Source organism: Agarivorans sp. TSD2052 (assembly GCF_023238625.1).
Lineage (GTDB): Bacteria > Pseudomonadota > Gammaproteobacteria > Enterobacterales > Celerinatantimonadaceae > Agarivorans.
Genome location: NZ_CP096670.1, coordinates 1,838,919 through 1,851,034, shown reverse-complemented (window position 1 = coordinate 1,851,034; position 12,116 = coordinate 1,838,919). Strand labels below are relative to the sequence as shown.

Here is a 12,116-nt window from a genome sequence, read left to right as displayed (position 1 = left end):
CTTGTAAATTATAGCTTTTAGTCGGTTTTTTGTGCTTTAATCAGATGATTGGAGCATAAGGAATTAGCTGGATGCGAGTCGTTACCCAACGTATTATTGTGATAGCCAGTGGACTAAGCGCCTGCTTAGCGGTGGTGATAATAGCCTTGCAACTACTCTCATCTGAAATCACTCAAGCTCAGCGACATATTGCTCACAGCACACTTAATCTTACTCAATCGGTTATTTATGATTCACTTCAATCCTTAGATGACCTCAGTCACCTCGACATCGAAGACTGTAGCGACAGCGCGTTATTAAAAATGCGCCAAGTGGTTTTTTTAAGTGATTACATCAAAGATGTAGGTTTTATTCAAAATGAACGCTTGGTATGCACCACCACCGGCGGCGCTCTGGCTAGCCCGATGGAATTGGAACCCCCCACATTTAGTACTGGCTTGGGCTTTGATTTATGGTTAAACCAGCAACTAGTAGTATTTGATAATCTGCTCTCAGGCGTGGTTTTACGCAAAGGCGATTTTAATGTTGTGGTGAACAACAATACCTTTGGAAACTTAGAATTTGGTGATAATCAATGGGAGATAGTCAATCGTTATAATAACCAAATCACCCATTTAATTGGTACCCCAGGTATTTTCAAACAAGCCCAGTTAAACGAATATGAAGAAGCCAACGATAACTTTCACTACTTTCATCGTTGTAGTGAAAACTATGAGTTTTGCGTAGCATTAAGCCTTTACAATTACACCCTTATTAGAAACAAATTGGCCTTTTTAGCCTTTTCGTTATTGTTTAGTTTTGCTTTTGGCATCATTACGAGTATCTGTTCTGAAAGCTTAATCAGGCGTCATGTTAGCGTGGGTTCACGGCTACGCCGAGGCTTGAAAAAAGGCTATTTCTCTTATCAAATACAGCCTTTGGTTGATCTAAAGACTAAACGAATTATTGGCGGCGAAGTGTTAGCTAGGTTCGAAGATCAACATGGTCGGCTGTTCCCTGATGAATTTATTCCTGAAATACGCCGTTTACGCCTCACTTGGCCCTTTACCCAACATATTATTGAAACCGCTCTGCATGAATTACAAGCCAGTAAAGTGATACAGAAAGACACCAAGATCAGCTTCAACATTTTTCCTAACGATGTTGAGAGCAATCAAATAGCGGCCCTTAGTGAGCTTGTTGAAGTGAAACAGTTCGATGGAAACATCACTTTAGAAATCACCGAAGATTTACAACTAGACAGCTTAAACGCGAACCGCAATATCAACCACATCATCCAACAGGGTTTCGAAGTCGCCATTGATGATTTTGGTACCGGATATTCAAACCTTAAACAGCTTAAAAACTTCCGTTGTCAGTACCTAAAAATCGATAAAAGTTTTGTATTCGAATTAGAAGCAGGCGCCATTCGTTCATCTTTGGTGCCGCACATGGTGGATATAGCGCATAAGTCGAACTTAAAAGTAATCGCTGAAGGTATAGAAAATGTCATGCAATCGAAGGCATTAGAGCTGCTAGGTGTTGAATATGGGCAGGGTTGGATGTTTGGCAAGCCCATGCCAATTGATGTATTCATAGAGAAGTACCTCGCATCTCAGCAAGATAACAAGTCCTGAACTGACAAAGGCTGAATACATTCAGCCTTTTCAACACCTGCAAAGCTCCCCGTTAACAGGTGATTCCAATCTTATCTTCTGTTTGCCAATAAAGTTGCCATTGTTCGTCACTCGCCGCCGCACAACCACACCCACCCGAGCATGATGCTAACTTTACCAACTTTAAACGATGGCGTTTTAACCAAGGCTGGAGCATTGCTAAGGCCGCCTCATCAGTCAGCGAAAAATGCTTGGCTACTTGGTTAAGCATCACGCCAGGGTTAGCTTCAATATATAGCTTAAGCGCTTGTAATATCATAATGCTCTGCCTTTTTCCGCTTTAAGAACAGTACCCAAACACTCAACATGACTACCATAGCAAACAACAATACGCTGGCAGACACCGGTGCTTGCTGCCAAGTAGCCAACTGATAATAAATAGTGGCGGTACTGTAGGCCAATAACGTAGACCATACCGCTATTAAGCGCGCCCATTTCATCCCTAGTTCTTTTACCAAGGCTCCCATTGCCGCCGCACAAGGCATGTACAATAAAATAAACAACATAAATGACACCGCAGATTCAGGCGTAAAGTGCTTCTCTAACTGAGACATGGTAGTTATGTCTACTTCATTCAGTTCGGCTGCGGCCGCTAAGTTATCAGCGGTTTCAATCCCAATACCTAGTGGGTCGTCGTAACTTAAGTCGTTAAAGTTGTCGATAATACTTTGCCCCGCTTCTTGGAAGCGCCCCAAGTATGTCCATTCTTCAGCGTCTTCTGACGGGTCTGCATATAAGCTATTTAATGTACCGATTACCGCTTCTTTGGCAAACAAACCAGTGACAATACCGACGGTTGCAGGCCAGTTATCTTGTTCGATTCCCATTGGACCAAATACCGGGGTAACAAACTGGCTGGCTCGACTTAGTAAAGAGTGCTCTTGGCCTTCAGCGTCGAGTTCACCGCCAGTGCCAATGTGATTTAAAACGCTTAATATTGCCACTACTAGTACAATAGTTTTACCCGCTCCAACAATGAAACCTCGCACCTTTTGCCAGGTTAACAGTAACACCCCAAATGCCGTGGGTAATTGGTAATCAGGAAGTTCTAGCACTGAATCTTGAGCGCTACCGGGTAACAATGTGTACTTAAGCAATAGCCCAGTAACAATAGCGGCAACGATACCAATTAAATACAACGCAAAAACCATGTTTTGCCCTTGATTAGGGAAAAATGCCGCAACAAATAAAGCGTATACCGGTAAACGAGCACCGCAGGACATGAACGGACTCATGGCAGAGGTTAATACCCGCTCACGGTGCTTTTCTAATACTCGAGTAGCCATGATAGCGGGAACTGTACAACCAAAGCCCATTAGCATTGGTACAAAAGCTTTGCCCGGCAAGCCAATCATTTGCATCGCTTTATCTACAACAAAAGCAGCGCGGGCCAAATAACCTGAGCTTTCTAACAAGGCTAAGAATAGATACAAACAAGCAATCACAGGGATAAAGGTCGCCACCGTTTGAATCCCTACGCCTACGCCGTCGGCTAATACTAGGCCTACCCAATCAGGCGTACCAATAAGACTCAGTAGCTGATTGACCCCGTCGACAAAAATGGTCCCTGCAGCGATGTCGAAAAAGTCGATGAATACAGCACCGCCATTAATGGCAAACATAAACATTAGGTACATTACGCCCAGAAAGGCAGGGATCCCGAACCATCGATTTAATAACACGCGGTCAATGAGGGCTGAATAGTCTCTGTTTAATTGGCCTTTTTTGGCGATACAGCTTTGAGTAAGCTCATAGATAAAATTGTAGCGACTAGCGGCTAACTCTAAATCGATGTCCACAGCTGAAAACGTCAGCAAGGCTTGTTGAAGCGCTCGTTGTTGATCGCCGTCTAGCGTTTCAGTTAACCAGGGATCTAGTTCCAGTAAGCGTAATACTTGGCCTTTATTCAAATCCAGACTTTGCTGCCATTCGGCTGCAAAGTGTTCTATCTGTGAAGAGTACTGAATATTCAAGGCCGAGCTTTGTTGTGCCTGAAGCATTAACTGAGGCAGGTTTTTCTTAAACGCTTCAACTTGCTTTTTAGACGTGGCAGATAAACACACTAAAGGAAGATTGAAGCGCTCGCTAAATTGTTTCACTTTAATGTTAAGCAGTCGGGCTTTGGCGGTATCCATCTTGTTCAGCACAAGCACAACGGGTAAGCCCAACTCTTTCAATTGGATAGTCAAATACAAACTGCGTTCTACTGAACTGGCATCAACAACATTAATTATCAGGTCTAAAGGCTCTGATTGTAAAAACTCACAAGCGATACGTTCATCGATAGAGCTTTTATCTAGTTGCGGGTCAATATTGTATACCCCCGGCAAATCAATTACTTCTGCCTGCCAATCCGGGTGGCGGATCCAGCCTGACTTTTTGTCTACAGTAATGCCGCTAAAATTGCCTACTTTTTGTTTACTGCCAGTAAGCGCATTAAATAAGGTACTTTTACCGCTATTTGGGTTACCAACGGTGGCAATCATATGTGTATTCATAGGGCTTGTACCTCAATAGCTTTAGCTTGCTTAGCACTTAAGGCCAAATTGATTCCGGCTGCGCTAATTTGGATCGGATCACCCAGCGGAGCGCGCCTAACAATGGTTAAGGTTGAATCAGGCAAAATGCCCAATGACATTAATTTTTTACGATTGGCCCTTGGTAAGTGTTGTAAACTTAACACCAAAGCTTGTTGGCCTATGGCTATTTCATCCAATGACATGCTATCTCCTGGGCTCAATTCTAAATAGTAATGATTTTCATTTAGTAGATTGTGCGTCACCCGTCACAAAACAACAATGATCTAAATCAAGCTGGGGTTTATAGGTTTTTATTTTTGTGAGGTATTTTTTTGAAACTAGCTAAACAAATACGCTACCATCATCGCAACTACAATTAAGGTAAATTGAAGATGTCATTCAAAGACCAACTCTCTCAACTTGTTTATTCCACCGATCAAGGCCGCATAGAGCCAGAGCAACAAGAAGAGCAAATACCAAGCAGTGATGGTTTCGTTAAACTGCGCCGTGAAACTAAAGGTAGAAAAGGTAAAGGAGTCACCTGCTTAAGTGGTTTTGGCCTTGATGAAACAAGCCTAAAGAACCTATGCAAAGAAATGAAAAAGCACTGTGGCGTAGGCGGTAGTGTTAAAGACTACGTTATCGAAATCCAAGGTGACCAGAGAGACAAGTTAGAAGCTTGGCTAAAACAACGCGATTACAAAACTAAGCGTATTGGCGGATAAACGCATTGATTATTTATGGTGACTTAGCTATATTCAGCGCGCTTTTGGGGAGTAGCCGCCAATAACCTTAGGGTTAACGGGCATTCATCAACATACTTAGTGCAAAATCACTATGGTGAATGCAGCCTAAACAGGCCTGGCAAGACCAAATGCACATTAACGCTATAAAGAGGTGAGCGGCGTTGTGTGCATTGGTTTATTTGCTCGCCTCATTAAGAGATATTAATGGAAGCCCTATTTACTTCAATCACCGCTGTTGCTATCGCCGAAATTGGCGACAAAACCCAACTACTGGCCTTATTATTAGCCTGCAAGTTTCGTAAACCCTTACCCATTATTGCTGGCATTATCATTGCCACTTTACTCAATCACGCCGCCGCAGCGTGGTTTGGCTCTTTTGTGCAAACGTGGTTCAGCCCAGAGATATTGCGTTGGGTGTTAGGGTTGTCATTTATTGCTATGGCTATCTGGGTGTTAATTCCAGACAAAGTGGATGACCTAGAAAGTGGTATGCTCAAGTATGGCCCCTTTGTTGCTTCTCTCATACTGTTCTTTATTGCTGAAATTGGCGACAAAACTCAAGTAGCCACGGTGATCTTGGCGGCAAAATACGACTCGCTGTTTATGGTCATTATGGGAACGACCATTGGTATGTGTTTAGCCAATGTACCAGTAGTACTCCTTGGGAAGCTAGGTGTTGATAAACTACCGATGGCCTTAATCCACCGTATTACCGCTGTATTATTTTTGGTGTTGGGTGTAACTACATTGCTATTTTAGCTTGGGCTTAAGCTTTAACTAATTTATGTTACACTCTGGCAAAATTTGTTAGCAAGGTTGTGAAAGATGAAAGTAATTCGTTGGATTTTAGGCCGTATTATATTGTTACTAAATGCGGTTTTTTCTCCCAAATCAGTGATACGCAGTAGCGAAGATCAAGCAGCCATTGATCAAAAGTTACAAGGTTTAGACCTTTATCAATTGGCGGCATGCCCTTTTTGCGTAAAAGTAAGACGAGCCATGAAACGTAACGGTATTAATATTGGCTTACGAGATATTAACGCTCAGCCTAAATACCTCGAAGAACTGGTAACTGGCGGCGGCTCACGAAAAGTTCCTTGTTTGCGCATAACTCAAGGCGACCAAGTAGAATGGTTGTATGAATCAAATGATATTATTCGTTATTTAGAACAGAAAGTTGCATAAATAAGTCAACAAAAAAGCTCCGTCATGCGGAGCTTTTTTTCATTCGCCGCACAGTTAGTCTACGTCCATAATGTCACTTGGCATTGTCTCACGTAATCGCTTCCATACTTCACTACTAGCAATACCGTAATTACGTACCACTTGTAGCGCTTTATCGTGCTCGCCAGACTCAGCAAGAACAATGAGATCATCGTAGAACTTATCAACCAGTTGGCGTGAAACCGGGTCTTCAAAATAATATTTGCCTACACTTTGATACATGCCTCTAAATCCATTTAGGATTAATGCGTACAAAGGGTTACCAGAGGCAAAAGATAGGCCATGCAACACTTGATAATCAAACTCAGCGTAGGCTTCTCCGGTTTGTTCTAAGAGCTTATATTGCTCAATAAGCTGACGGCTTTTCTCAGGATTATTTTTTAAAGCACCGCGAATGAAAATAACACTAATATTGGTTCGAGCAGACAACAGTTGTTCGAATAACTCTGGAACCCCCTCGGTATCTAATCGAGCCAGCGTCGCTAGAATATTCAGCCCGGCCGTTTCCCAGAAATTATTCACCTTGGTAGGTTTACCGTGCTGAATGGTTAGCCAGCCGTCGCGAGCTAAACGCTGCAATACTTCACGTAACGTGGTTCTTGTTACCCCTATTAACTCTGATAATTCTCTTTCAGCAGGCAATATGGTGCCGGGAGCAAAGCGATTATTCCAGATAGATTCAATAATGTACTGTTCTGCAAATCCCGCTGGGCTTTTTGCTTTAATTACCATTTTTTACTCAGTCTATTTTCGTTTTTATTCATTGGATAATAACAAACCATTAACTAAAGCTAAAGTAAGTGGTTTGAGCTCAAACCTCCAGTTTTGCAAATCCAATAACATTTCTTTTCAGTTATTGATTAAATTTGATGATTTCGCACGTTCAACTACCAAAACTGCTTGATATCACATACAATCGCGGCGAGTTTCCGTAGGGGAAAACTCGTCCCGCATTTGAACAACAATGAGATTTCAGGATGAATACAAGTCTTACCAGTGCTTTTGCTAAGAATTTTCTTGGTAATGCACCTCTTTGGTATAAAAAAGCCATTGTTTTATTTCTAATTATTAACCCCATCGTTTTTTATATTAACCCCTTTCTCGCGGGTTGGTTGCTGGTTATTGAGTTCATTTTCACTTTAGCGATGGCCTTAAAATGTTACCCTCTTCAACCTGGTGGTTTGTTGGCTATTGAAGCGGTAGCCATCGGTATGACATCCTCTGAAACCGTAAAACATGAATTAGTGGCCAATTTTGAAGTAGTACTGTTGCTAATCTTCATGGTGGCAGGGATCTTCTTCATGAAGCAGTTACTGCTTTTTGTATTCACCAAGATGCTAATAAAAATCAAAGACAAGGCTATTTTGTCTTTGGCCTTCTGTGCTGCTGGCGCTTTTCTATCAGCTTTTCTAGACGCCTTAACCGTTATTGCGGTTGTGATCAGCGTTGCCATAGGTTTCTACAGCATCTACCACAAGGTAGCTTCAGGCAAAGATTTTCATCAAAAGCACGATCATACCAATGATGACTTAAGCAGTAATGACCTAGAAGGCTTTCGAGCGTTTTTACGTAGTTTAATGATGCACGCGGGTGTAGGTACTGCGCTGGGTGGCGTTTGTACTATGGTCGGTGAGCCACAAAACCTCATCATTGCCGACCAGTCAAGCTGGCAGTTCTTTGAGTTCTTCTTGCGTATGTCTCCAGTGTCGATACCAGTACTCATTTTTGGTTTAGCCACTTGTGTGCTGTTAGAAAAAGTAGGTAAGTTTGGTTACGGAGGAGAACTTCCTCCCAACGTACGAAAAATTCTTACTGACTATGATAAGTTTGAAGACGAGAAGCGTAATAATCGCGATCGCGCCAAGCTAATCGTACAAGCGCTAATTGCAGTATGGCTAATTGCCGGTTTAGCCTTACACTTAGCCGCCGTGGGCCTAATTGGTCTGTCGGTGATTATTTTAGCCACTTCGTTCACGGGAATTACAGAAGAGCACCAATTAGGTAAGGCCTTTGAAGAAGCCCTGCCATTCACCGCTTTGTTAGCCGTATTTTTCTCTATTGTTGCTGTAATTATTGACTTAGAGTTGTTTAAGCCCGTTATTCATTGGGTGTTGTCTATTGAAGAAGAAGGCCAGTTAGTCGCCTTCTATCTGGCTAATGGCTTGCTTTCGATGGTAAGTGACAACGTATTTGTTGGTACGGTTTATATAAACGAAGTCAAAACTGCTTGGAACGAAGGTCAAATTACCCGCGATCAGTTCGACATGCTTGCGGTGGCTATTAATACGGGTACGAACCTACCTTCAGTGGCGACGCCAAATGGTCAAGCCGCATTCTTATTCCTACTCACCTCTTCATTGGCACCTCTGTTACGTTTGTCATACGGACGAATGGTGTGGATGGCATTGCCTTATACTGTTGTATTGGCTGGCGTAGGTTTGCTTTGTGTTGAATATGCCTTAGTGCCTGCGACCCAATACTTCTATGATATGGGATGGATTACCCATCACGTTGCGGGTGCAGCGTCAGCGGTTTCTGCTGGACATTAAAATTAAAAACGGCGATGCTTGCATCGCCTTTTTATTTATAGGAGTTATTGAATATGCTCAACTTTTTAAGCAGTATGCCGCACCAACGTAAACCTTGGTTTCTGCTTTTTGTTGGTAGCTTGTCACTTGAATTATGTGCGTTGTTCTTTCAACACGTGATGAAGCTTGATCCCTGTGTCATGTGCATCTACGAACGCGTAGCTATGTTCGGTTTGATGGCTGCTGGCTTAGTGGGTTGCATTGCACCCAAGTACCTAATTGTTCGTTTGGCCGCCTTTGGCTTGTGGTTGGCTAGTGCTGGTTGGGGTTTGCAACTGGCGATTACCCACACTGATTATCAGATGAATCCAAATCCTTTTGCCACGTGTGATTTTTTTGCTAATTTCCCTGAGTGGATGCCGCTAGATAAATGGATCCCATGGCTATTTAATCCAACCGGTTTTTGCGACGAAATCTCTTGGATGTTCTTTGGCTGGTCAATGCCGCAATGGCTAATCGCGATATTTGCCATTTTCCTCTGCGCCGGCGTAGTGTTTTTCGCTCTACAGTGGCGTAAAAAACCCACCTATTAAGCGAACAAATTAGAGCAACATCCGTTGACCATTTGGTCATCGGATAAGGGCTTAGCGGCTCTCCGCTCAGTAACGTTATGAACGCTAAATAGGGAATAAATAACCTTCAATTTAGCGTTTATCAACTCAGTGATTCAATAAGCACTTCTGAAATAGCGCCCTTGCCTACCTCTTAATAAGCGATAACGTGTAAACGGTGACCATCCAATACACCAGACAGGGTTGATACAATGCCAGCGGCTAAACCATTCACTGTCACAGGCCTTGTCCCAATAAAGTTCTCGCCATTTTATCGCCTAACAGAGTCGCTAAATCAATATTGCTTTCACCATCGAGCATTATTTCGAAAGTAGAACGGTAGCATTGGGCGTTTCGTTGGCAATGTCTATGATGCTTTAAAGGCCGCGACTAGAGTAATAGTCAGCCCCGTCAATGATTTCATGCGCAAGATACTATTTTTATCAATACTGTTCGTTGGCGGCCATTCCAACAATGTATCTTTTACAAAAAAACTAAAGAACCTGCGCTACTCGGTTGCCGCTAGTTTGAGATCAACTTTTTGGTCGGTTACGGGTTTGTGACATAATTTGTTTGACCAAAACTAAGCAATAAATCTAGAACATTAAGTGACACAGCTAACGCTATATTAACCCACCAACGCTCCCACATTAAGCCTCGAACGGGCCAGTTAAGTTGAGTCAATTACCACTAAATCGTTTACACATCATTTCAAGATTAAGGCCGAATCAGTTATGCGAGATATTTTAGCTACAGCTTGAAAGATTAATCAGCGGCTTCTAACAGAAGAAATATCCCCCCCCCCCCACAAACTCGCTAATTATGATAAGGTTAAGCCATACTTTAGAATATTTTGATTACGCCGTGGACCCAATTGCCCCTGAATTACTAAAAGAGTTTAATGCACTACCTTGTCAAACTGAGGTGCATCTACAAATTCCCACTGCGACGACCCCTTTGCGCTTACGTAGTCGATTAATCGGTATTGAACCCGGCATGTGTATAATTCTCTCTAGGGGAATGGACCAGCAATGGGATGCAGCCAAAGAGCTGATTCGCGAAGGCCAGTCGATTGTGGTTCGAATCGTCAATGAAGGGGATCCCGACGCAACTATTTTTGCTTATCGAGGTTCCATTTCTAAGCTGATGAGTAGCGTTGGTCGTTGGGTAGTATTAGATTATCCACGCAGCATTCAGAAAATCAGTTTACGACAACATAGTCGCTTACCCGTCTCTTTACCCTGCCAATTAATCACCGAAGGAGACAAACCCGAAACGCTGATTGGTTTACTAAAAGACTTGTCGTTAAATGGCGGTGGCTTTGTTAGTAGCCCTATCCCAATGCCACTAAGCCAACAAAGCTTTACTTTAAGCCTAGCCATCGAGAACCAAGAGGCACTTACAATTAAAGCCAGTATTTGTAATCAACACCTAGAACAACGAGCGCCTGAAAAAGTACATTATGGTTTGAGTTTTGGAGGCACAGAAAAAGAAAAACAGCTTTTTGTGCAGACTGCACTACTAGAAATTTTACAAAAAGAAAATAAGACACCAAGCTAAATAATCGATTAATCGAGTATAAACGCTTTTACTGGCTGTATTTCAATGCACAAAAAAAGCGACCCTAGGGTCGCTTTTATATTAATGGTCAACTTCTAGTCTTTGTTGTACTTGGCAGTACGTGGGAACGCAATGCCATTACTATCAAACAAGTAACCCGCGTTAGTTGGTAAACCTACACGTAGTTGATCGCCATTGTTAGATGGGAATTCGCTACGTGCTTTAAAGGTGAAATCGAAGCCTTTAACGTCCATATAAACGTAAGACTCAGCACCTAAGTGTTCAGCAACTACAACTGTACCTGTAATGAAGTTCTCTGCATGAGCATGGGTATCTTCAACCAAGTGCTCAGGGCGGCAACCAAACTCTACAGTATCGCCAACGCTAGCGCGGCTAGTGTCAACTGCTGCACTGATGATATCGCCAGTTACCAATTTAATCTTACTGTGTTGCTCACCCGATTCAATAAGTTCGCCTTCAATGAAGTTCATTTTAGGAGAGCCAATAAAACCAGCAACAAATTTATTTGCAGGGTTATGGTAAAGCTCTAACGGAGAACCATATTGCTCCAAGTTAGACCCTGCATTTGGATCTAATGGGCTTAGCACAACAATTTTGTCAGCTAAAGTCATCGCTTCCACTTGGTCGTGGGTAACGTAGATAATAGTTGATTGAAGTTCTTTGTGCAGTTTAGCAATCTCGATACGCATTTTCACACGAAGCGCAGCATCAAGGTTTGATAAAGGCTCATCGAATAGAAATACACCTGGTTGTTGTACAATACAACGACCAATAGCAACACGCTGACGTTGACCACCACTTAATTCTTTTGGTTTACGATCAAGTAACGGGTCTAAGCCCAAAATATCAGACGCATTGTTTACACGTTTCTCGATAGTCTCTTTGTCAACCTTCTTCAATTTAAGGCCGAAAGACATGTTTTCGCGTAGATCCATGTGTGGGTAAAGAGCGTAAGACTGGAATACCATACCTACATTACGCTCTACTGGTGGAACATCATTCATGAAGTTACCACCAATTTGAAGTTCACCACTAGTGATGTCTTCTAGGCCAGCGATCATACGTAAAAGCGTTGATTTACCACAACCTGATGGACCAACAAATACAACAAATTCGCCATCTTGAATGTCTAAGTTAATGTCACGCAAAGTGTCTTGGTGAATTGCAGGATCATAGTTCTTACGTACATTTTTTAGAATTACATTAGCCATTATTAGCTCCAAACTGAATAAAGTATTCGCTTTATTCGCAA

At 42.4% G+C, this 12,116-nt stretch carries 12 protein-coding genes and 1 riboswitch; of the genes, 7 read left to right on the top strand and 5 right to left on the bottom strand.

All coding sequences use genetic code 11. The annotated features are described in order from the left end of the window. The first annotated feature begins 71 nt into the window (after positions 1–71). The gene (locus tag M0C34_RS08385) at positions 72–1,616 is read left to right on the top strand and encodes an EAL domain-containing protein (RefSeq protein WP_248715183.1); all 1,545 of its coding nucleotides are present in this window, start codon (positions 72–74) and stop codon (positions 1,614–1,616) included. A 52-nt stretch (positions 1,617–1,668) separates the two neighbouring features. Here the strand turns inward: M0C34_RS08385 and M0C34_RS08380 are convergent, their stop codons facing one another. Genes M0C34_RS08380 through M0C34_RS08370 form a run of 3 tightly spaced genes read right to left on the bottom strand, consistent with a single transcriptional unit; the run spans position 1,669 to position 4,377 of the window. Next, positions 1,669–1,914, bottom strand: a complete 246-nt coding sequence (locus tag M0C34_RS08380; protein ID WP_248715182.1) for a FeoC-like transcriptional regulator — start codon at positions 1,912–1,914, stop codon at positions 1,669–1,671. After that, entirely contained in the window at positions 1,895–4,153 is a 2,259-nt protein-coding gene (gene feoB, locus M0C34_RS08375; RefSeq protein ID WP_248715181.1) for a Fe(2+) transporter permease subunit FeoB, read from the bottom strand. The genes M0C34_RS08380 and feoB overlap by 20 nt, the downstream gene beginning before the upstream one ends. Beyond that, positions 4,150–4,377 (bottom strand): FeoA family protein, encoded by a 228-nt coding sequence (locus tag M0C34_RS08370; RefSeq protein ID WP_248715180.1) that lies wholly within the window; start codon positions 4,375–4,377, stop codon positions 4,150–4,152. Before M0C34_RS08370 ends, feoB begins: the two co-directional genes overlap by 4 nt. A 189-nt stretch (positions 4,378–4,566) precedes the next feature. On the opposite strand from M0C34_RS08370, the gene yciH reads away from it, so the two are divergent. From yciH to M0C34_RS08355, 3 genes are all read left to right on the top strand, one after another. Continuing rightward, a complete protein-coding gene (gene yciH / locus M0C34_RS08365) occupies positions 4,567–4,899 on the top strand; it encodes a stress response translation initiation inhibitor YciH (RefSeq protein ID WP_248715179.1) in 333 nt (110 codons plus the stop codon). Between the two features lie 44 nt (positions 4,900–4,943). Further along, positions 4,944–5,120, top strand: a riboswitch (yybP-ykoY riboswitch). 4 nt (positions 5,121–5,124) lie between these two features. Next, a complete protein-coding gene (locus tag M0C34_RS08360; RefSeq protein ID WP_248715178.1) occupies positions 5,125–5,679 on the top strand; it encodes a TMEM165/GDT1 family protein in 555 nt (184 codons plus the stop codon). Positions 5,680–5,745: 66 nt separating this feature from the next. Next, on the top strand, positions 5,746–6,105 hold the full coding sequence (locus tag M0C34_RS08355; RefSeq protein ID WP_248715177.1) for a glutaredoxin family protein: 360 nt from the start codon (positions 5,746–5,748) through the stop codon (positions 6,103–6,105). Between the two features lie 54 nt (positions 6,106–6,159). On the opposite strand, the gene fadR is transcribed toward M0C34_RS08355, so the two are convergent. Beyond that, positions 6,160–6,876, bottom strand: coding sequence for a fatty acid metabolism transcriptional regulator FadR (fadR, locus tag M0C34_RS08350; protein WP_248715176.1), 717 nt, complete (start codon positions 6,874–6,876; stop codon positions 6,160–6,162). Between the two features lie 245 nt (positions 6,877–7,121). Between fadR and nhaB the strand changes: the two genes are divergently transcribed. From nhaB to M0C34_RS08335, 3 genes are all read left to right on the top strand, one after another. Beyond that, on the top strand, positions 7,122–8,693 hold the full coding sequence (gene nhaB, locus M0C34_RS08345; RefSeq protein ID WP_248715175.1) for a sodium/proton antiporter NhaB: 1,572 nt from the start codon (positions 7,122–7,124) through the stop codon (positions 8,691–8,693). A gap of 53 nt (positions 8,694–8,746) precedes the next feature. Beyond that, positions 8,747–9,265: a disulfide bond formation protein DsbB gene (gene dsbB / locus M0C34_RS08340; RefSeq protein ID WP_248715174.1), complete on the top strand. Its 519-nt coding sequence runs from the start codon at positions 8,747–8,749 to the stop codon at positions 9,263–9,265. 882 nt (positions 9,266–10,147) lie between these two features. Continuing rightward, a complete protein-coding gene (locus tag M0C34_RS08335) occupies positions 10,148–10,843 on the top strand; it encodes a PilZ domain-containing protein (RefSeq protein ID WP_248715173.1) in 696 nt (231 codons plus the stop codon). A 95-nt stretch (positions 10,844–10,938) separates the two neighbouring features. Here the strand turns inward: M0C34_RS08335 and M0C34_RS08330 are convergent, their stop codons facing one another. After that, entirely contained in the window at positions 10,939–12,075 is a 1,137-nt protein-coding gene (locus M0C34_RS08330; protein ID WP_248715172.1) for an ABC transporter ATP-binding protein, read from the bottom strand. Between the last annotated feature and the right edge of the window lie 41 nt (positions 12,076–12,116).